This window comes from Streptomyces sp. NPDC050636 (assembly GCF_040654775.1).
In the GTDB taxonomy this organism is placed as follows: Bacteria; Actinomycetota; Actinomycetes; order Streptomycetales; family Streptomycetaceae; genus Streptomyces.
In genome coordinates this window covers 1-19,995 of record NZ_JBFAIP010000049.1, presented here as the reverse complement: position 1 = coordinate 19,995, position 19,995 = coordinate 1, and the positions used below count along the sequence as shown (strand labels likewise).

Annotated in this window: 20 protein-coding genes and 2 pseudogenes; 8 read left to right on the top strand and 14 right to left on the bottom strand. The window is 70.1% G+C overall.

Going from position 1 to position 19,995, the window contains the following annotated elements:
• Positions 1 to 184 precede the first annotated feature (184 nt).
• Entirely contained in the window at positions 185 to 640 is a 456-nt protein-coding gene (locus AB0I10_RS27525; protein ID WP_363155322.1) for a DUF4442 domain-containing protein, read from the bottom strand.
• Positions 641 to 1,003: 363 nt separating this feature from the next.
• Here AB0I10_RS27525 and AB0I10_RS27520 point away from each other — a divergent pair, with 363 nt between their 5' ends.
• Positions 1,004 to 2,311 (top strand): MFS transporter, encoded by a 1,308-nt coding sequence (locus AB0I10_RS27520; RefSeq protein WP_363155320.1) that lies wholly within the window; start codon positions 1,004 to 1,006, stop codon positions 2,309 to 2,311.
• Positions 2,312 to 2,533: 222 nt separating this feature from the next.
• On the opposite strand, the gene AB0I10_RS27515 is transcribed toward AB0I10_RS27520, so the two are convergent.
• The 4 genes from AB0I10_RS27515 to AB0I10_RS27500 all read right to left on the bottom strand — a co-directional run bounded on the left by AB0I10_RS27515 (position 2,534) and on the right by AB0I10_RS27500 (position 6,338).
• A complete protein-coding gene (locus AB0I10_RS27515) occupies positions 2,534 to 3,325 on the bottom strand; it encodes a fused MFS/spermidine synthase (protein WP_363155355.1) in 792 nt (263 codons plus the stop codon).
• Between the two features lie 365 nt (positions 3,326 to 3,690).
• Positions 3,691 to 4,638 (bottom strand): patatin-like phospholipase family protein, encoded by a 948-nt coding sequence (locus AB0I10_RS27510; RefSeq protein WP_363155319.1) that lies wholly within the window; start codon positions 4,636 to 4,638, stop codon positions 3,691 to 3,693.
• Between the two features lie 229 nt (positions 4,639 to 4,867).
• Positions 4,868 to 6,040, bottom strand: a complete 1,173-nt coding sequence (gene tuf / locus AB0I10_RS27505; protein WP_363155318.1) for an elongation factor Tu — start codon at positions 6,038 to 6,040, stop codon at positions 4,868 to 4,870.
• Between the two features lie 109 nt (positions 6,041 to 6,149).
• Complete coding sequence (locus AB0I10_RS27500) at positions 6,150 to 6,338, bottom strand: hypothetical protein (protein ID WP_363155317.1); 189 nt, start codon at positions 6,336 to 6,338, stop codon at positions 6,150 to 6,152.
• Positions 6,339 to 6,618: 280 nt separating this feature from the next.
• On the opposite strand from AB0I10_RS27500, the gene AB0I10_RS27495 reads away from it, so the two are divergent.
• The 5 genes and pseudogenes from AB0I10_RS27495 (at position 6,619) to AB0I10_RS27475 (ending at position 11,964) form a co-directional block, all read left to right on the top strand.
• The gene (locus AB0I10_RS27495) at positions 6,619 to 7,320 is read left to right on the top strand and encodes a VTT domain-containing protein (protein ID WP_363155316.1); all 702 of its coding nucleotides are present in this window, start codon (positions 6,619 to 6,621) and stop codon (positions 7,318 to 7,320) included.
• A 317-nt stretch (positions 7,321 to 7,637) separates the two neighbouring features.
• The gene (locus AB0I10_RS27490; protein ID WP_363155315.1) at positions 7,638 to 8,510 is read left to right on the top strand and encodes an undecaprenyl-diphosphate phosphatase; all 873 of its coding nucleotides are present in this window, start codon (positions 7,638 to 7,640) and stop codon (positions 8,508 to 8,510) included.
• A gap of 34 nt (positions 8,511 to 8,544) precedes the next feature.
• Positions 8,545 to 8,807, top strand: a pseudogene (locus AB0I10_RS27485) (IS5/IS1182 family transposase); the annotation flags it as partial.
• Positions 8,808 to 8,844: 37 nt separating this feature from the next.
• Positions 8,845 to 10,311 carry a hypothetical protein gene (locus AB0I10_RS27480; protein WP_363155314.1) on the top strand — a complete coding sequence of 489 codons (1,467 nt, stop codon included), beginning with the start codon at positions 8,845 to 8,847 and terminating at the stop codon, positions 10,309 to 10,311.
• Positions 10,312 to 10,548: 237 nt separating this feature from the next.
• Positions 10,549 to 11,964 (top strand): DEAD/DEAH box helicase, encoded by a 1,416-nt coding sequence (locus AB0I10_RS27475; RefSeq protein WP_363155313.1) that lies wholly within the window; start codon positions 10,549 to 10,551, stop codon positions 11,962 to 11,964.
• Positions 11,965 to 12,247: 283 nt separating this feature from the next.
• Here the strand turns inward: AB0I10_RS27475 and AB0I10_RS27470 are convergent, their stop codons facing one another.
• Positions 12,248 to 12,805, bottom strand: coding sequence for a hypothetical protein (locus AB0I10_RS27470; RefSeq protein ID WP_363155312.1), 558 nt, complete (start codon positions 12,803 to 12,805; stop codon positions 12,248 to 12,250).
• Positions 12,806 to 13,093: 288 nt separating this feature from the next.
• Between AB0I10_RS27470 and AB0I10_RS27465 the strand changes: the two genes are divergently transcribed.
• Positions 13,094 to 13,774 carry a DUF899 family protein gene (locus AB0I10_RS27465; protein WP_363155311.1) on the top strand — a complete coding sequence of 227 codons (681 nt, stop codon included), beginning with the start codon at positions 13,094 to 13,096 and terminating at the stop codon, positions 13,772 to 13,774.
• Between the two features lie 27 nt (positions 13,775 to 13,801).
• Here the strand turns inward: AB0I10_RS27465 and AB0I10_RS27460 are convergent.
• The 7 genes and pseudogenes from AB0I10_RS27460 to AB0I10_RS27430 form a co-directional block, all read right to left on the bottom strand.
• Positions 13,802 to 13,915, bottom strand: a pseudogene (locus tag AB0I10_RS27460) (IS5/IS1182 family transposase); the annotation flags it as partial.
• A 113-nt stretch (positions 13,916 to 14,028) separates the two neighbouring features.
• Positions 14,029 to 14,412 carry a peptidase inhibitor family I36 protein gene (locus AB0I10_RS27455; RefSeq protein ID WP_363155310.1) on the bottom strand — a complete coding sequence of 128 codons (384 nt, stop codon included), beginning with the start codon at positions 14,410 to 14,412 and terminating at the stop codon, positions 14,029 to 14,031.
• Positions 14,409 to 14,960 (bottom strand): hypothetical protein, encoded by a 552-nt coding sequence (locus AB0I10_RS27450; protein WP_363155309.1) that lies wholly within the window; start codon positions 14,958 to 14,960, stop codon positions 14,409 to 14,411. The genes AB0I10_RS27455 and AB0I10_RS27450 overlap by 4 nt, the downstream gene beginning before the upstream one ends.
• On the bottom strand, positions 14,957 to 15,334 hold the full coding sequence (locus AB0I10_RS27445) for a hypothetical protein (RefSeq protein ID WP_363155308.1): 378 nt from the start codon (positions 15,332 to 15,334) through the stop codon (positions 14,957 to 14,959). Before AB0I10_RS27445 ends, AB0I10_RS27450 begins: the two co-directional genes overlap by 4 nt.
• Before the next feature lie 247 nt (positions 15,335 to 15,581).
• On the bottom strand, positions 15,582 to 15,800 hold the full coding sequence (locus tag AB0I10_RS27440) for a hypothetical protein (RefSeq protein WP_363155307.1): 219 nt from the start codon (positions 15,798 to 15,800) through the stop codon (positions 15,582 to 15,584).
• A 349-nt stretch (positions 15,801 to 16,149) separates the two neighbouring features.
• Positions 16,150 to 17,457, bottom strand: coding sequence for an MFS transporter (locus AB0I10_RS27435; RefSeq protein WP_363155306.1), 1,308 nt, complete (start codon positions 17,455 to 17,457; stop codon positions 16,150 to 16,152).
• Between the two features lie 194 nt (positions 17,458 to 17,651).
• Positions 17,652 to 18,056: a hypothetical protein gene (locus tag AB0I10_RS27430; protein ID WP_363155305.1), complete on the bottom strand. Its 405-nt coding sequence runs from the start codon at positions 18,054 to 18,056 to the stop codon at positions 17,652 to 17,654.
• Between the two features lie 50 nt (positions 18,057 to 18,106).
• Here AB0I10_RS27430 and AB0I10_RS27425 point away from each other — a divergent pair, with 50 nt between their 5' ends.
• On the top strand, positions 18,107 to 18,565 hold the full coding sequence (locus AB0I10_RS27425; RefSeq protein WP_363155304.1) for a hypothetical protein: 459 nt from the start codon (positions 18,107 to 18,109) through the stop codon (positions 18,563 to 18,565).
• Between the two features lie 273 nt (positions 18,566 to 18,838).
• Here AB0I10_RS27425 and bla read toward each other — a convergent pair whose 3' ends face one another.
• On the bottom strand, positions 18,839 to 19,690 hold the full coding sequence (gene bla, locus AB0I10_RS27420; protein ID WP_363155354.1) for a class A beta-lactamase: 852 nt from the start codon (positions 19,688 to 19,690) through the stop codon (positions 18,839 to 18,841).
• Positions 19,691 to 19,995 lie beyond the last annotated feature (305 nt).

Below are 19,995 nucleotides of genomic sequence, written 5' to 3'. Positions count from 1 at the left end.
CGGGGCCCGGTCGGCACGACGGCGCGGCACGGCAACGGCCCGCCGCGCGGTACACGACGGGCCGAGGGAACCCAGCCGGACGGGCTGGGGAAGCCCAGCAGGACGAGCCGAGGAAAGCCGGCAGGACGGGCCGGAAATCCAGCCGACCGGAGCGTCGGCTATGCGATCGGCTATGCGGGTCGGCTCACTTGTTGGGGCGCAGGGTCCAGACGATGGTCATCTCGCCGGTGACCGCGCCGTCCTCACGGGTGATCTCGACGTTCACGGGGAACTCGGGGCGCTCTCCGGCGTCGAGCTCGGCTATCACCTCGGCCACTGGCCGACCGAGCTCCGCGGTGGCGGTGACCGGCCCCATGGCGAGCTTCTTGTAGCCGATCTCGGCGCGGACGGCCAGCGGCACCGCGCGGCTGAGCTGGCTGCCGAAGGCCGTCATCACGATCGCGCCGCTCGCAGACTCGGCGAGGGTGAACATCGCTCCGGCGTGCGGTCCGCCGACGTGGTTGTGGTAATCGGGCTGGTCGGGCATGCGGACCACGGCGCGCTCGGCGGTGGTCTCGGTGAACTCGAGGTTCAGGGTGCGCACCATCGGCACGGATGCCGACATCATCTCGCCGATCGACGGCAGGGTCTCGGAGGACATGGCAGGCATGTTACCTGCCAGTAGCTTGTGCTGGGAAGAGCGAAGGCACAGCCACCTTTCGCAGGCGCCTCTCGCAGGTGCCCCTCACAGGTACGGCTCGCAGGCGCGTTCCTCAGACGCGACTCGCAGACACGGCTCCCAGGTGCAGCCATAGGTACGGCTTTGGGTGCAGCTCTCAGGTGAGTGTGGCGAGGTGATCGGTGCCGTCCCGGGACGACGGCGCCCCCGCACGAAACCCGGATGCCGGCGTCATCCCACCCCTATCCACCCCTATCCCGCCCCTATCCCACCCCTCTTATCGTTGACGGCCATGAAGACTTCCCAACCCGTCACGACACCCTCCCGCCCGGTGCGGTCTTGGTGATGTCCCGCCCCGCCTGGGCGGGGCGCAACTTCACCCTGCTCACCGGCGCCACGGTGATCGCCGGCCTCGGCAGCTCCGGGGCGCTGATCGCGGCCGCCTTCGCGGTGCTCGGCTCCGGCGGCTCCGCCACCGACGTCGGTCTTGTCGCGACCGCCCGTACGGTCCCCCTCGTCCTCTTCCTGCTGATCGGCGGCGCGCTCGCGGACCGACTCCCCCGGCATCGCGTCATGGTCGCCGCCAACGCCCTCAACTGCGTCTCCCAGGGACTGTTCGCCCTGCTCGTCCTGGCCGGGGAACCGCAGCTGTGGCAGATGGCACTGCTGGCCGCACTGGGCGGCACCGGGCAGGCGTTCTTCGCGCCCGCCTCCGAGGGCATGGTGCTCGCCAGCGTCGCCGGCGAGCATTCCGGCCGCGCCTTCGCCGTCTTCCGCATGGGCATGAACGGCGCGAACATCGGCGGCGCGGCGCTCGGCGGCGCACTGATCGCCGCCGTCGGCCCCGGCTGGGTGCTGGCGATCGACGCCGCCGCGTTCGCCCTCGCGGGGGCACTGCGCGCGTTTCTCGACGTCAGCGGTGTCCCGGAGCGCGCTCCGGGCGGTGGAATGCTGCACGATCTGCGGGACGGCTGGCGCGAGGTCGCCTCCCGGCCGTGGCTGTGGGCGGTGGTGGCGCAGTTCGCCATCGTCAATGCGGTGGTGGTGGCGGCCGAGGCGGTCTACGGTCCGATGGTCGCCGATGAGCATCTGGGCGGCGCGAAGCCGTGGGGACTGGCACTCGCCGCGTTCGGTGCGGGCACGGTGGGCGGCGCGCTGCTGATGACCCGCTTCAAACCGCAGCGCCTGCTGCTGACCGGTGTGCTCTGCGTCTTCCCGCTGGCCCTGCCCTCGGCCGCGTTGGCGGTTCCGCTGTCGGCGGCGTGGCTCACCGCGATCATGTTCGGCACCGGTATCGCGATCGAGATCTTCGCCGTGACGTGGATGATGGCGCTGCACCAGGAGATCCCGGAGGAGAAGTTCTCCCGGGTCTCCTCCTATGACTGGTTCGGCTCGCTGGCCGTGGTCCCGGTGGCCACCGCGCTGGCCGGCCCGGTACAGGACCTCATCGGCCGGACGGCCGCACTGTGGGGCTGTTCCGCGCTGATCGCCGTACTGACGGCAGGGGTGCTGTGCGTGCGGGACGTACGCCGGCTGGTGCGCCAGGACACGACAACGAGCAGCCAGTCGACCACTCGTTCGTGTGGCACGTCACCCACCCCTTCCAGCAACCCCTCACCCCCGAGCAACCCCTCACCAGATCACTCAAGGTAATACAATGAGGGGAACTTATTACACTCTGTAATCGTTGCCGGGGTAAGAGGAGGAGGCGGCGCGCAAGGCTCACGTCAGCGGATCCGAAGTCGATGACGAGGCCAAGGCCAACGCCCACGTCAGCAGATGCTGAGCCGATCCAGAAGGGGCAGCCGACAGATCCAACAGGGCGACAGATCCAAAAGGGCCAGAGATCCAAAAAGGCGAGCCAGCGCAGAAGGGTCAGCCAATACTGAAGGCACCGTCCGGCGGCACCGGGGATGCCACCGCCTCCGCATCTCGTACAGGAGCAGCGCCCGCGATCAGCCGCCGCAGCGACGTGCCGTGCTCGACCCGGGCCGGGAACGCGTCACCGGCCACCCGCCGGGCCAGCCCGGCAACCGGAAGCTCCGCGCGCGAGGCGAGCAGCACGGCGTTGCCGAAGCGGCGGCCGCGTAGCACCGAGGGTTCGGCGATCAGCGCGAGGTGGGCGAAAACCGTGGCGAAATTGGCGAGTTGGCTGCGCAGAAAGCCGAACGGCGCGCTGTCGGCGAGGTTCGCGGCGTAGACGCCGTCCGGGCGCAGCACCCGGGCGGCGGCTTGCGCGTACTCGACCGAGGTGAGGTGGGCGGGCACCCGCGAGCCGCCGAAGACGTCCGCGACGATCACATCGGCGCTGTCCTCCGGTGCCGCTTCGAGCGCCGCACGGGCGTCCTGCGCACGTACCCCGATGCCGGAACCGTCGGGCAGCGGAAGGTGTTCCGTCACCAGGGAGAGCAGCCCGCGGTCGGCGTCGATGACGTCCTGCCGGGAGTGCGGGCGGGTGGCGGCGAGATAGCGCGGCAGGGTCAGCGCTCCGCCGCCCAGGTGCAGCACGTCGAGCGGGTGGCCGGGGGCCGCCGCCTCGTCGAGGACGTAGGCGAGCCTGCGGACGTACTCGAATTCCAGGTGCGTGGGCGCATCGAGGTCGACGTACGACTGCGGTGCACCGTCCACCGTCAGCAGCCACGCGCGGGGGCGGTCGACGTCCGGCATCAGCTTGGCGGTGCCGTAGTCCACGGTCCGGGTGACGGGTATCGGCTCAGGTGCTTCGTCCACCGTGCCATTGTGCCGGTCGGGGAGGATGCCCTCGGCCAGTCGGGGGGGACGGAGGCACCCCCTGCGCCAGTCGGGGGGGTGGTCCAGTGCGGCGCGGCCGGTCGGGGGGGGCCAGTGCGGCACGGCCAGTCGGGGAGGACGGTCCGGTGCGGCGCGGCCAGTCGGGGGGGACGGTCCGGTGCGGCGCGCCCTGGGACCTGGGGTGTCGAAGGTGCGGCTCCGGGACGGGAGTCTGCGATCAGTTCGACCGGACTTCGACCGGACTTCGACCGGACTTCGACCGGACTTCGACCGGACTTCGATCAGTTCGACCAGACTTCGCGGATCTCCTCGGCATGGGCGGCCGACTGCCGGCGTCCCGCGCGGGCCGCGTCAGCGCGCTTGGCGGGGTCCAGGACATTGCGGCCGAATGCCGACCTGGCCGCCCGGTCGGGGGTGATCACGCACACCCGCGCGCCCTGGCTCGCCAGCCTGGCGCCCTGGGTGCGCGGGGCGGCGATGGGCCCGCCGCTCACGGCCATGGGTGCGATGACCACCACCCGGCCGTATCCGGCGGCCAGATCGACATTGGCGCTGGAGTGCACGCCGCCGTCGATCCAGCGGCTGCCGTCGATGGTGACCGGAGGAAAGACGCCCGGTACGGCGCAGCTCGCGGTCACCGCGTCGACCAGCCCCACACCGCTGGTGTCGTCGAAGCCGGTTCGCTGCCCCGTCGCCGCGTCCACCGCGGTGATGACCAGTCGGCGCGCGGGCCAGTCGTCGAAGGTCAGGGTCCGGGCGATTGCCGCGCGCTGTTCCGCCTCCGGGGCCGTACGGGCCGCCAGCGCCAGCCGGCCCATCCGCGCGCCGAACGACACCGCGTCCCGGGAGCGCAGTGCGATCGCCGCGAAGCGTGCCATGGCGGCCGGGCCCATCCTGGCGGCAGTCCGGCGCCCGGACGACCGGCCTTCGTCCGACCGGCCATCGTCCGACCGGCCTCCGGATGAACGGCCTTCGGATGAACGGCCTTCGGATGAACGGCCCTCGCCCGGCCGGCCCTCGGGCGTGGCCAGCTGCCGTGTGTACATCTCTTCCAGGGTGAAGTGGCCCGACGTGAAGTGGGCGCCGACGATCGAGCCCGCGGAGGTGCCGATGACGACATCGGCGTCGGCGAGGTCGATGCCCGCCTCGGCGAGACCGGCGAGGAAGCCGATCTCCCAGCCGATTCCGGTGAGCCCTCCGCCGCCCAGGACCAGTGCCCTACCCGTCATGCGCCCTCCCCTTCCCGCCCTGGCCGTCCGCCCGGATCACGCGGCTCGCCCGACCGATGGGCAAGCAGTGTCGCACCCCGCCCGCCAGGCGGACAGCACCTGTCCAGGGCGCGCGGCTGCGCCCCGTACCTGGGAAGGTACGGGGCGCAGGGGGAGCTCCGGAGCAGGGGGAGCTCCAGGGTTGGCGCGCGGATGGCGCCTCCGGGATTCTGCGGTGCGCTCCGCCTCGTCAGCCTTCGACGGTACGTACCGTGCCCGCGCCGACGGTCCTGCCGCCCTCGCGGATGGCGAAGCCGAGGCCCGGCTCCAGCGGCACGTCCCGGCCCAGCTCGACGGCGACGGTCACGGTCTCGCCGGGGCGGGCGACGGCGCGCTCGCCGAGGTCGAGGTCGCCGACCACGTCCGCGGTGCGGATGTAGAACTGCGGCCGGTAGCCGGTCGACAGCGGCGTACGGCGCCCGCCCTCCTCCGTGGACAGCACATAGACCTCGGCGGTGAAGCGGCGGCGCGGTGTGACGCTGCCCGGCGCCGCGACGACATGTCCGCGGCGCACCTGGTCGCGGTGCAGGCCGCGCAGCAGCAGCGCGACATTGTCGCCGGCTTCGGCGGACTCCATCGGCTTGCCGAACGTCTCCAGCCCGGTGACCGTGGTCTCGGTCTCCGCGCCCAGCACCGCGACCCGGTCGCCGACCCGTACCGTGCCGCGCTCGACGGCGCCGGTGACGACGGTGCCGCGCCCGGTGATGGTCAGCACGTTCTCCACCGGGAGGAGGAATGGTGCGTCGACGTAGCGCTCGGGCATGGGTACGTAGGTGTCCACGGCGTCCAGCAGGGCGTCGATCGCCGCCGTCCACCGCGGTGCGCCCTCCAGCGCGCGCAGGCCGGAGACCCGTACGACGGGTACGTGCTCCCCGTCGTAGCCGTGCGCGCCCAGCAGTTCGCGTACCTCCAGCTCGACCAGGTCGGTGAGCTCCGGGTCGCCGGCGTCGGCCTTGTTCAGGGCGACGACGATGTGCCGTACGCCGACCTGCTTGGCGAGCAGGACGTGCTCGGCGGTCTGGGGCATGATCCCGTCGAGCGCGGAGACGACGAGGATCGCGCCGTCGAGCTGCGCCGCGCCGGTGACCATGTTCTTGATGAAGTCGGCGTGTCCTGGCATGTCGACATGGGCGTAGTGCCGGGTGCCGGTCTCGTACTCGACATGCGAGATGTTGATGGTGATGCCGCGGGCGGCTTCCTCCGGGGCCCGGTCGATCCGGTCGAACGGTACGAAGGTGCCGCTCCCCCGGTCGCTGAGGACCTTGGTGATGGCGGCGGTCAGTGTCGTTTTTCCGTGGTCGACGTGGCCCATGGTGCCGATGTTCAGGTGCGGCTTGGTGCGTACGTATGCCGTCTTGGGCATGGTGTTCTTCCTCGCAACAATGCGGTGAGGACGGCGACTTGGCGCCGTGGGGACCCCTGGGCCGGTCCGACCCTCCCCCTGCGGGGTCCGCCGGACAATCCGGAGAGGGTCAGCTTCGCGCGCCGTCTGCCGCGGCGGCTGCCGGGACGGCTGCTGCTGCGACGGTGGTGGCAGCTGCCACCATGGCGGCGCCTGCGGGCGCGCAGTCGGCTGCGGCGATGGCCGCGAGGAAGTCGACGGCAGCCTTCGGCTCGTCCGCGACTGCGGACGGGAGCGGAAGGAAGGCGTGCCGGGACATACGTCATATGGTGCCGGGTGGGGGCTGCGGCGTCGAACGATTTATCCGCGATGCAGCCGCGATGTAGCCGGCCGGATCAGGGTGCGAATTGGGCGGCGAATCCGCCGCAGCCGGCTCCTCTTTGCTGGACGGTAGGCGGTGCTCCCTCGGCTGGCCGCCCCGCCCTGGCCTACCCCCGCGCCTGGCCCGGCGGCCGGGTGCACCTTCGACCGAGCCGGTTTCGGGGCAATGCGGGCAATATCACAGCTCCTCGGGCACGCTCGTCGGTTACGCTCCCGGGATGCTCGAACCCGCCGCGACGCCCGACGGCCTCGCCGCGCGCTACACGCGTGTGCTGTTCTCCCCCTGGTCCCGGCTGAGTCTGCTGCTCGTCCTGCTGGCCTGTGCAGCGGCCGCGATGCTGTTGTGGCAGCCACAGCGGCTGCTGGCCGAGGGCTGGCCCACACAGCTGTCCGGCCCGGCGGCCGTGGTCGGCTTCGCGGCGGCGTACGGCGTGTGTACCACCGCCTTTGTGCCGCGCCCGATCCTGAACCTTGGCGCGGGTGCCCTCTTCGGCAGCCAGGCCGGGCTGGCCGCTGCGCTCGCCGGTACGGTGCTGGGCGCCGGCCTGGCCTTCGGGCTCGGGCGGCTGCTCGGGCAGGACGCGCTGCGCCCGTTGCTGCGCGCCCGGTGGCTGACGGCCGCGGACCGGCAGCTGAGCGAGCACGGTTTCCGGTCGATGCTGGCGATCCGCCTCTTCCCCGGGCTGCCGTTCTGCGCCTCGAACTATTGCGCCGCGGTCTCCCGTATGGGCTGGCTCCCTTTTCTTGTCGCGACGGCGCTCGGCAGCATCCCGAACACCGCGGCGTACGTCATCGCAGGAGCGCGGGCCTCGACGCCCACTTCTCCGGCGTTCCTGCTCTCCATGGGCTTCATCGCGCTCAGCGGTCTGGGCGCGATGGTCGTGGCGTGGCGCAAACGCAAGGCGCTGCGCGGGCGCTGAACGAGCGGGGCGCGGACGTGGACGGGCGGGGCGCGGACGAGCGGGGGCGAGGACACGAGCGGGCGCGCCCATCGAGGGAGGCGGGCGCGCTCATCGAGGAGAGTGCGGCGTACGGGGCGGGGCAGGCACAGCACCCCACATGGCAGGCCCCCCGCCTGGAATCCGTCGTATCTCCAGGGCCCTTTGGGCGGCCGGACATCTACGGGCGCTACGCTGCCCCAGTCGGTCGATGATCTGATCCGCGTCCGCCGCCACCGTCCGCTTTCTCCCCGCCCGCGCCGGTAAGCGCTTGATCACCCCTGGATAGCGTAGTTTCCATGACTTGGTTTGAATCGTTCGTCCTCGGACTCGTCCAAGGGTTGACCGAGTTCCTGCCCATCTCCTCCAGCGCACATCTCCGCCTGACCGCGGCGTTCGCCGGCTGGCACGACCCCGGCGCGGCCTTCACCGCGATCACGCAGATCGGCACCGAGGCCGCCGTCATCATCTACTTCCGCAAGGACATCGGGCGGATCATCTCCACGTGGGCCCGCTCGCTGTTCAACCGGGAGCTGCGGCACAACCACGATGCCCAGATGGGCTGGCTGGTCATCGTCGGCTCGATCCCGATCGGTGTGCTGGGCCTCACCCTCAAGGACGCGATCGAGGGGCCGTTCCGCGACCTCCGGCTGATCGCGACGACCTTGATCGTGATGGGTGTGGTACTCGGTATCGCCGACCGGTTGGCCGCCCGCGACGAGCTCGGCGGCCGGCACCGTGCCGCCAAGCAGCGCAAGTCGCTCGACGACCTCACGGTCAGGGACGGTCTGCTGTACGGCGTCTGCCAGGCCATGGCGCTGGTCCCCGGCGTCTCCCGCTCCGGCGCGACGATCAGCGGCGGTCTGCTGATGGGCTACACCCGTGAATCCGCCGCCCGTTACTCCTTCCTCCTGGCCATCCCGGCGGTGGTGGCATCGGGCGTCTTCGAGCTCAAGGATGCCGGCGAGGGCCATGTCTCCTGGGGCCCCACCATCTTCGCCACGCTGATCGCCTTCGTCGTCGGCTATGCCGTGATCGCCTGGTTCATGAAGTTCATCTCCACGAAGAGCTTCATGCCCTTCGTCATCTACCGCATCCTGCTGGGCATCGTCCTCTTCGCCCTGATCGCAGCGGGCGTACTGGCCCCGGACGCCGGGGAGACGGCGGGCTGAGAGGGGCATGGAGGACGCGACCGTCCGCGCTGGCGGCGGCGACCAGGGCACCGGCGTCCTCATGCCCCACCGGCGCCGGGCCGGACAGAACCGGCTGCCCGACGGGAAAGAGCGCACAACACCTCGCACCGGCAGGTCCGGGCCCGCGTGAAGCACACTTCCGCCCGTGTGAAGCACACCTTCGCCCGCATGAAGAACTGGAAGATCCTCCGGGACTGCCGCCTCAAGGGCGACGGCGCCTTCTGGGCGACCGGCGGCGTCGCCCACATGCACAACCTCGGCCTCAACGGAGGCTGATCACGGCGCCACGAGACAGCCTTTAGGGTTCGGTCGTATGACCGACCGCGTTCTGGATCTCTTGCGCACCCGCCCCGATCTCGCCGAACTGGCTGCTTTCCCTTTCGACTTCGATGTGAGCCGGGCGTACCACGTCGAGGAGGTACACCTGGCTTCCGGTGCGTCGCTGGAGCCCATCGCCGGTGACGACACCGGCGGCACGTACTTCCTGTGCGAGGGAACAGCCGTACTCCACGCGTCCTCCGACGGGTATGCCTCGCTGCTCGCCGACAGTGTCGGCGAGGCCCTCGAAATCCTCGTGCGGCTGCCCGCGTGGTGCGAGAACGTCTCCCCCGAGCTGGACGAGGAGGGCCTGCTCGCCGCGGTACGTGAGGGGGACGACGAGGCGCGGGAGGAGTTCGCTCCCGAACTGGACGCACAGCGAGCGGCGTTGATCAGGGGTCTCGGTCTGCCGGTCCGGTCACTGGTCGAACTCAACGCCCTGTCGGAGTCGGCCACCCGGCGCACCGAGCCGGACTACCTCCTGCTCAACTCGGACGAACTCTGCGCCTACCAACTGGAGGAACCCTTCCGCCAGTCCCTGCCCGACGTGGTCCTCGGTCCGGGGCGGGAGACGCTGGAGCGGATACGCACCGGCGACCTCGGCGCGCGGGAGGAAGCGGCGGAGGACCCGGTGCTGCGGACGGGAGTGCTGCGGGCGGCGCAGTACGACCGCCGTGGCGGCGACCTGCCGCTGCTGCGTTTCCTGCTGGAAAGCGAGAATGCCGCCCGGACCGAGAGGTTCGAGGAACGGCGGCTGGCCGCGATGCTGGTGGCGCTGCACGGACAGGAGGAGGACGTTTCGCTGCTGCGTCCGGCCACTGCCGGGCAAGTCACCGACAGCGCCGGAGCCGTGGAGTGGGCCCGCGCCGAGGACGCCGAGCGGTACGGGAGGGAGGTGGCCACGGAGAGCGAGTTCACCTGGATCGAGCTGGCCCACCGGCAGGGTCGTATCGAGAACGCCCGGGTCGCGCTCATCCGCATGCTGGACGACACGGGCCCGGACGCGACCCGGCTGCGCGAGCTGAGCCGCGCACTGGAGCGCATCGGCGACCACGCACAGGCGGCTCGCGCCCAGTTCAACCTCCTCTCGCTTCAGGACACGGGATGGGAGCGGGCCTCGGAGGCGTACGTACTGGCCCGACTTGAGCGCGGCAAGGGCGACCTCGCCGCAGCGGGGCGGGCACTGCAACGGGCACGGGCGGCGGTCGGCGCCGACGGCGCCCCGCCGGACGGGGCGGTTGCCGAGTGGCACCGCCGTGGACTCGGCCGACTGATCACGGAGCAGCATCTGGAGCTGGCGCTCGCCGCGGTCGAGGCGGGTGACGCCGAACTCGCGCGTACGACGATGGCGCACGGCAAGCTGTTGCTGGACACGATCGGCAAGGAGTCGGCGAAGGCGCTCAGCCAGCTGTCCACGCGGGCGAAATGGGCGGTGGCCGGGCTTCGCCCGCCCGGCGTCTGAGTCCGTCAGTTTTAGATCTAGGCACGTCGGAAATGGCTCTCGGTCTGTGTCGCGTCACCTACGCAGGCGGAGCGATCAGCACCACAGCCCCGGGTTGAACTGTCACTTTGTGTTACCCTCAAATGTTTGGACGGCCGTGACGGCTGGCGATTCTCCGTCCGTGCGGTTCCCACTGTTCGTCGACTGCTCATTCCTGCCGGGCCTTCCTCGGTACGTTCCCCATGCGGAAGGCTCTTCATGAACCACCCGGACCGTCTCGGCACCTCGCACGGCGACCTCGCCCGGCCAGTACCCCTCACCTCTACGGTGTCCCCGGTCGCCTCCTTCGCCGACCTGGAACTGCCCGCCGAGGTGCTGCGAACGCTCACCGAGCTCGGCGTGCGCGAGCCCTTCCCGATCCAGGCAGCCACGCTGCCCAACGCCCTCGCGGGACGCGACGTCCTAGGGCGCGGGCGCACGGGATCGGGCAAGACGCTCGCCTTCGGCCTGCCGCTGCTCGCACGGACGGCCGGGCGGCGCGCGGAGCCGAAGCAGCCCCTCGCCCTGATCCTGGTGCCTACCCGGGAGCTGGCCCAGCAGGTAACCGAGGCGCTCGCGCCCTATGCCGACGCGCTCCGGCTGCGGATGGTCACGGTGGTCGGCGGCATGTCGATCGGCCGGCAGGCCGCTGTGCTGCGGGACGGGGCCGAGGTCGTCGTCGCCACCCCTGGCCGCCTGCACGACCTCATCGAGCGGAAGGCCTGCAGCCTGAAACGGGTACGGATCACCGTCCTCGACGAGGCCGACCAGATGTGCGACATGGGGTTCCTGCCGCAGGTCACCGAGGCACTCGACCAGGTACACCCCGACGGCCAGCGGATGCTGTTCTCGGCCACACTGGACCGCGACGTCGACCACTTGGTCCGCAGCTACCTCCACGACCCGACCGTCCACGAGGTCGACCCGTCCGCGGGCGCGGTCACGACGATGGACCACCATGTGCTGGTCGTCCACGGCCCCGACCGGTACGCCGTCACCACGGAGATCGCCGCCCGCGACGGCCGCGTACTGCTGTTCCTGGACACCAAGCACGCGGTCGACCAGCTCACCCGGCATCTGCGGGCCAGCGGAGTGCACGCCGCGGCCCTGCACAGCGGCAAGTCCCAGCCGCAGCGCACCCGGACCCTCGCACAGTTCAAGAACGGCCAGCTCACCGTCCTGGTGGCGACCAATGTCGCGGCCCGTGGTCTGCACGTCGACGACCTCGATCTCGTGGTCAACGTCGACCCGCCCACCGACCCTAAGGACTACTTGCACCGCGCGGGCCGCACTGCTCGGGCCGGTGAGTCCGGCAGCGTCGTCACGCTGGTGCTGTCGAGCCAGCGCCGCGAGATGAGCCGGCTGATAGCCGGGGCCGGCATCGAGCCGACGATCACCAAGGTGCGCTCGGGTGAGGCGGAGCTGAGCCGGATCACCGGGGCCAAGGCCCCCTCCGGCACCCCGCTCGACGGTGGGCCCGCGGCGCCCCGGGCCAAGAACACCAACGCCCCCTTCCGCGGCCTGGGCACCAGCAAGGACGCCTCCCGCGGCACCGGCGGCAAGTCCCGCAAGGCCAACGAGGCCCGTAAGCTCGCCGAGGCCCGCAAGGCGGCCCGGGTGCGCCGCGGCGGCTGAGAGCCGCTGCCCTGATAGCCGCACATTCCTGATCACATCAGCGAGAGCCTCCGGCCCTGCCCGAAGCTCTCCCGTGAGGACGCCTACGAGATGAACGCCCTCGTGGTGTGCCCGGCCGCGAGTGGGTACCCGCCGAGGCCGGAGCCGAGTGGGGGCGGTGCCCAGCAGCGCAGGGGGACACTCGGCAAGGCCCGTCGGGAAGGTGAACGGAGCCGCGCGTTTTCCGCAGGATGCGGAACTGGCGCGTTGGTATCGAAGCCGTGATCCGCCCCTGATGACTACCTCAGGTGGTGATCTCCAGGTGCATCACCTGGAGCTCGCGCGTCGCGGCCGGAAGATCGTCCTCGGGAGCGGTTGTGGCGTCCTCCCAGTGGCAATACACCTGGCCCGATCGAGTCCAAGCCAGAAGGTCGACAATCTGCGTGAACGTCGACGGAGCGAACGGCGGGATCAGATCCTCGTCGTCACCCTCAAGGTATCTCGTGGTACGCAGTGTCCGCCCTGTCCGCAGGCGCAGCCAGGCCGCCGACGCGTAGGCTGACTGGGACACAATGTGTCGCTCCGGGTCCTGGTCTTCGGAGTAGCACAGACCCACTTCGGTCAGCTGCTCATGGACCGCATCGACGTCGGTCGGCTCCCCAGCAGCAGCTTTGCGGATCCCCTGCACCGCATCCGCGGTCGACAGCACGGGCTCATCGCTCAACTCCTCGTCCTCCTGCTCAACGCGGTCGAGCAGGGGAGCGATCAGGCCGTAGAGGCAGGCCGCCTGCTCATGCAGGTCCAGCTTTCCAGCGAACTCATCGATGGTTTCCAGCAATTCGGAGTACGTCGTGTCCGTCATGCAAGCCTGCATAGCACGAGGCACGGACATCCCCCCTGGCGCTGACCTGAAGTGCTTTCGGCGACAGAGTCCCGCCCGGCTCAGGTTGTTGCACGGTGCTGGCTGGCCTGGGCTCTGGCCGTCCAGGCCAACGCGACCAAGGCGTGGCCGGTGGATCTTGGTTGATCCATAGGAGTGCACTGACCAGTTCCTTGTCGTTTCGCTGCCTGGCGAGCCCTGTGCGCAGGCATACGGTGGTGGGCCAGAGCAGATGGTGGCCACCAGACAGCCGCTTGGCCGGGGGTAGCGATGCGTCAGACCAATCTCACTGGGGAGTCGGCCGACTACGTCAGCGCCCGTGAGGAGTTGCGGCAAGCCGAGATCGACCTGATGCGCCATCGTGAACGCGTCGCCGACCTGCGTCGCCGGTTGCCGCTGGGCCCTGTCGTCGATGACTACGTGTTCGAGGAGGGCCCTGCTGATCTGCAGGCCGGTGACGCGCCGACGCGGACCGTGCGCCTGGGGGAACTGTTCACCCGGCGCGGGCGTGACCTGGTCGTCTACCACCTCATGTATGGCAAGAAGCAGACCGATCCGTGCCCCATGTGCACGATGTGGCTCGATGGGTTCAACGGAGTGGCCCACCACGTCGCGCAGAACGTCGACCTCGCGATCGTCGCCGCGGCCGACCTGCCCACGCTCCGCGCGCATGCCCGCAGCCGGCAGTGGACGAATCTGCGTCTGCTCAGCGCCGGGTCCAGTACGTTCAAATACGACCTGGGCAGCGAGGACGCCGAGGGCCACCAGGACTCGACGGTGTCAGTGTTCACCCGCGACGACAACGGGTCGGTACGCCACTTCTACTCGGTGCACCCCCGGATGTCCGACGACATCGACCAGCGGGGCATCGACCTGCTCAGCCCGGTATGGCACCTCCTCGACCTCACCCGCCAAGGCCGAGACGACTGGTTCGCCGCACTCAGCTACTAGACACTGTTCGGCGAGTCACGAGCAGAGTCACAGTCTCATGGCAGTCACAGTCATGGTGCCGTGGAAAACATGCACTCCCTTGTCATAGCTGGTGGCTACGGCCCGGAAGCCCTTGAGTGTGTTGATCGTTCGACCGACTTCCGGAAGAGTGCGCCGTTGATCGAGCCCACTCCTGGTCCGACACGTCACCCCGCTCCACACCGAGCGGAGCAACGTGCGGGCGCTCCCGGTTTCACGACCCCGTCGGACAGGGCCTAACAGCCCATGGCCCACACATGGGCGTCGCCGCGGTCGTTGGCGGTGGCGTTGTAGCCGACCTCGTCTCCGGGGCGGAGGCAGATCGTCATGTTGCCGCCGGTGGAGGGCCACTGGATGGAGTCCTCGTAGACCTTGACGTGGTCCTTGACGCCGGGGCCGGAGATCCCGTGGTTCGCCCAGGAGGAGTCCTCGTCGGCGATCCAGCTCTCCCACCATTCGTCGTCGCCCGAGGCATTCATGCGCTGCCCACCGAAATTGGCATCGGTCCAGACGCAGAAGTTGCCGCTCGGGCAGTTCGCGGCCGATGCGGGTGTGGCGGTGGCCAGGCCCACGCCGGTAGCGAGTAGGGCGGCGGCGAGCAGGGCTACGGGCTGCTTCATGAGGGGGGCCTTTCGTCGCGTTCGGCAGTGAATTCGTTGTGCTCTGCGGACGGTTCGTCGAGTTCAGCGGTGAGCAGTGCCCTCGCCTCGGTGAGCGCGTGCGCGCGTAGCTCCCGGTAGGCGGCGCGGTCGCGCGACGGGGCCTTGGACTTGAGGTTGTTGACGGTTGTGACCGCTCGGAACCAGCGGCGCTGGTCCCCGTAGAGGAGGCGCTCCGCGGCCGCCAGGCAGCCGTCGGTGTGGTGGCCGATGACGTGCCCGCTGGGCAGGGTGAGCGTGAGTTCGGCCCGTCCGGTGCCGAACAGCGCGCGGTCGACGCGGCGGGCGTCGGCCGCACTCGTGGGCGGGTGGCCGGGGCGCGGTGGGGTAAGCCCCTGTCGGGTCAGGCAGCGGTCGGTGAGCAGGAGTTGGGCGGCCTTGAGCGTGTCGGCCGGGCTGAGTGAGACGGCCGGTTCGCGCGGCGTGCCGCAGCCGGCCAGGCACGTGGGCGCGGCCAGCAGGCAGACCGCGGTGAGCACGGCGGCGCGCGTGCGCCCCGTTGTGCTCACCCCGGCTCGCAGTCGGCGTGCCGCGCGGTGTCGACCGCGTCGAGCTTGTCCCACCACTCCCAGTTCTCTGAGTAGTCACCGCCTCGGATAGTGCGCTGCAGGCAGCGTCCCTGGCTGGGGAAGTGGAGGGCGTACACGGTCTTGTCGACCTGCGAGCCGAACGACTTGGCGTGCCGGAGCACGTGGTCGGCGGGCACCGCGAACCCGCCGGGCGCGGGGTTGTAGCACCAGCCGCCTCCCGGGCCCGTCTCTCCTGGCTCGGGCCAGAAGCAGACGTGCCCGGGCAAGGCCGCAGCCGGGGGAACAAGTGGGGGCGCTGCGGTCAGCGCGAGCGTCGCGAGGACGCCGGAGAGAGCGAGGGTGGAGCGTCTCAATTCGTTCTCCGGATAAGGCGGTTGGGCAGTGCACGCGCTGCCTTCCCCAGTGTTGTCGCAGGGAAGCGCGGTGAGTGTGGGCATCACCCGCAGCGGTGATTAGTCCTATCGCAGCGGTCGCCGGTGTCCCCGCAGCCGCAGAGAGCGCGGCCCGTGGGCCCGCGCACGACTGTCGGGCACGGCGGCCCAGGCGTACACCGCCTCGGCAAGGAACCCGACACGCACCGGACTCTGGAGGGCCGCCCGTTCACCTTCGCACCGCGGCGCGGAAGGTGAACTGCCCGGCCAACAGACGGCGGAAGCGCGTGTGATCCGGCGGGTCCATGTCCACCAACCAGCCGGGCAGGGCCGGTTGGCCGATGAACGGGTCGGCGCCAGGGCGGGCGACCGGTACCCGCTTGAGCTCGGACCGGGCGCTGAACCGGGCGTCGGCAAGGATCTCCCGGGCCGGCCGGTGGCTGGTCACCAGCCAGCCCTGGTGCCCGTCCGGGTAGCGCAGGAGGCGGATCGGCTCCTGCTCGCGGTACTCGGCGAGCGGATCGGGCGGCGAGAAGGGGCAGCTCCGCCGGGTCGGCAGCGGGACGGCGGGCGAGGGGTGCGAGGGGTGCGAGGCAGTATGTGACGAAGACCGTATGGCTGGTTTCTCACTCTTCCCCCCTTGTCGTTCGGGCCGTCCGGCCGGATGGCGGGGATTTCAGCGGCAAAACCTTGGGAATTGGCGTAGCCATCGCACGGGATCGTCGCCGTGACAGACGACCCGTGTGTACATGCCGTCGCGCTCAACACAGAGACCTCACCGCCAGGTTGGAGGAAAGTCAGTGAGCCTCGGCGCCGCTCCCCTTCACCGATTCGGACGCGTCGGCGGTCGCCACGTCACTCGTCGGCTCGTCCCCTTGCGGTGCGATGCGGTAGCGCCGGAAGGACGGCACCGCGGCGGCGAGCGCCAGCACCGCCGCGACGCAGGTGACACCACCCACCACCGCCGCCGCTCCGGGACCGATGGCACCGGCGACGAATCCCGCCCGGCCGTCACCGAGGCGCGGCCCTCCCGCTCCGACGATGGTCAGCACCCCCGACGTCCGGCCCACGAGTGCGTCCGGGGTCTCCCGCTGGATCACGGAGGTCCGGAGCACCGCGCTGAAAGTGTCGGCCGCGCCGGCGGCCCCGAGTAGCAGCAGCGCCAGCCACAGCTCCTGGGCCAGTCCGAACGCCCCAAGCACCGCTCCCCAGGCGATGACGACGCCGATCGACATGAGTCCGACCCGCCGCACCGAGCCGAGCCAGCCGCTGAACACCGTTCCCAGCAGGGTCCCCGCCGCCAGGGCCGCGGAGAGGTAGGCGGCCGTCTCGGTACTGCCGTGGAAGCGCTCCACGGCCAGGGCGGGGAACAGCGCGGTCGGCATCGCGAAGACGGTCGCGACGATGTCCAGCCCGTAGGACATCCACAGCACCGGACGCTTACGGATGAAGCGAAGGCCCTCGACTACGGATCTCAAGTCCGCGCGACGTCCCCCGTCCGGCAGCGGAACGCTCGGCAGCCCCCGCAGCAGCGTGATGGCCACCGCGAAGGCGACGATGTCCACGAGATACGCGATGCCGTAACCGCCCATGGCGACCATGGCGCTGCCGATCAGCGGGCCACCGATGACGCCCAAGGAGAAGACCAGGAACAGCAGCGAGTTGGCGGCCGTCAGGTCGTCGGGCCCGACCAGCCGGGGCACCAGCGCTCGTCTGGCCGGCAGGTCGACTGCGAACAGGCCCGCCTGCGCCGCGACGCACCCGTACAGCACCCACACGTTGTCCAGCCCCGCCAGTGCCTGGGCGACCAGCACCACGCTCACCAGCGCCGAACCGGACGCCACCAGCATCACCAGCCGCCGCCGGTCCATCGCGTCGGCGATGGCTCCGCCGTACAGGCCGAAGACGACCATGGGCAGCAGAGCGGCCAGTCCCACCGCTCCCACACTCACCGAGGAGTGGGTGATCGAGTACACCTGCCACGGCACGACGACCTGTGTGACCTGACTGCCGAGCAGAGTCATGCACTGCCCGCCGAACAGCCGGCGGAACGCCGGATATCGCCGTAACGGGGTCACATCAATGAGCAGCCCCAGCAACTTCACCGCAACTGCCCCTGCCCCTGCCCCTGCCCCTGCCGTAATGAGGATTTCATGCGTCCCTGACCGTAGTCCGTTCGATCGCGAACGGAGTGGACGTAGGCAAAGCGATCAGCGCCCATCAGATCACGCACGCCGAAGTGTGTGGTGGTGCGGCCCAAGCAAGGGACGCGGTATCCCGGTCGGGTGCCGTCGACCGGTCAGAGCGGCTGAGCGTCTCGGCTACCCGTTCCAGCACCGCCAGCTGCCCCTTGTACGGGGGGCGAGTCCCTCGGCCAGTTGACGACGAGGTCGGTGAAGCCGGCTTCACCGAAAAGCCCTGCGGCGTCCTCGAAGGCTGCCGCCGAAGCGAGCACTTCGCCCGTGGTCGACCCGGTGACCAGCATCCGGCGCAGCGTGTCGGGGGCGCGCCCGGCCTCGGCGCAGGTCCTGTGACGCCTCGATGAGGAGCCGTCCGCGAGCACCACCTCGGCGGCGAGGATGTGATCACAGGTCAGGCCATGGCGCCGGCTGAGCCACCCGTCACGGGCGACCCAGACCCCATACGGGAGGAGTTCCTTACCCAGTTGCCGGTGCGTGAGGAAGATCACCCGGTGGGCTGCCACAACCCGTACGCTCGTGAGCGCTGCTCTCCGTGCTGACGAGGAGGGCCCGTATGACCGAGCCCGACCCGATGATGGCCGAGATCAGCCGTGGTATCGCACTGAGCCACAGCGGCGAACGGGAGGCGGCCCGCAGCTTGTTCGCCGGTCTCTGGGACGCGATCGGCGCCACCGGCGACGCGTTACATCGCTGCGTGCTCGCCCACTCGATGGCCGATGTCCAGGACGATCCGCGTGCGGAACTGGTCTGGGATTTACGGGCGTTGGAGGTGGCGGACCTGATATCGGACGAGCGGGCTCGGCAGGGCGGTGTCGCCGGCTCGGTCGTGGTTTTCTATCCGTCTCTGCACCTCAACCTCGGGGACGTCTACCGGAGGCTCGGCGACCTCGACCGCGCCCGCGATCACCTCTCGCGCGGACGTGCCGCGGTCGGTGAACTCGGTGACGACGAGTACGGGCAGCTGATCAGGGGAGGGCTGGACCGACTCGCGCACCAGCTGTCGACGGCCTGAGGGGCGGGACGTTCGCAGGAGCACAATCGCATCCGTGATGGCGCTGAAGGACGGCATCGAGATCTGGAACCGCTGTATCGCCCTGGCGGTAGAGCTCTACCACCGCCTCCGCCGCAGGAGCGCATCCTGAGACATGTCGACCAGGCCCCCATGGACAGCTCAACAAGCGATCACCGCATAGGACGCCGTCTCAGGCGAAGCCGCCGACAAGACCGACCCCTTCTGCAGGCCTGAGGCTGCTCTCCTGAGAAGGGGATCGATCCGCTTGCTCGGTCAGCCCACGGCCGACGCCAGTACGGCCGCCGTCTTGGCGATGAGGGGGTTGTCGCCGGTCTGGGAGGGGTGGGGCTTGCGGGTGAGGACGGCCAGGACGATCGGTGTGCCGTCCGCCGTCCATGCAATGCCGACGTCATTGCACGTGCCGTAGCTCGCGCCTGTACCGGTCTTGTCAGCCAGGGTCCAGTCCTTGGGGAGGCCGGCGCGGAATCGTTCGCCACTGGTGGTGTTGTGCAGCAGCCAATCGGTCAGGCGCGCGCGATCACAGGGCTCAAGTGCCGTACCCAGTACGAGGTTTCGGTAGGTACGTCCGATGGCGTACGGGGTGGTGGTGTCCGTGATGCGCCAGGGCTCGGAGGAGTTGAGTTCGGGTTCCCGGCGGTCCAGGCGGGTGGTCATATCGCCGGTGGAGCGGCAGAAGCGGGTGATGGCGGTGGGGCCGCCCAGTTCCTTGAGGAGCAGGTTTGCGGCTGCGTTATCGCTGTAGCGGATGGCGGCGTCGCACAGTTCGCCGATGGTCATGCCGGTGGCGAGGTGCTCGGAGGTGATGGGCGAGTTCGGGATCAGGTCGTCATTGGTGTAGCGGACGCGGCGGGACAGTGTCTCGCCGTTGTGGTCGAGGTCGCGCAGGACGGCGGCCGCGGCGAGGGTCTTGAAGACGGAGAGAAGGGGGAAGCGGTCGTGTGCGCGGTGTAACACGGTCGCGCCCGTGGCGAGGTTGTGTGCAAACGCCCCTACACACGCGTCGTGTTCGCGTTCCAGGCGGCGCAGGCATGCGGTCGCTCCGCCATCCCGCGTCTGATGTTCGGGTTGGGGTGAGGCCGCGGACGCGGGCGAGGCGTTGGTCATCAGCAGCCCGGCGGCGGCCAGGCCGGCGCCCGTCCCCAGCATTGCGCGGCGCGTGAACACGGTGGATTCCAAGGTGAGTCCCTCCCCTTGCAGAAACGTGACTGGGCTTCGCCTGTTTCCGACAGGTTCGCCGTTCACACCGTATGCGCATGCGGGCTGAGGCGGCGGCGAATCGACGAGCGGCGGGCCCGGAAGGAAACCGGGCCCCCCCTGGCAACCCGATGCCCCAAAAACCCGGGGAGGGGGGGGGGGACGGGGTGGGGTTTTTGCCCGGGGGCCCAAACCCGCGGGAGGTGAAGAAGGGA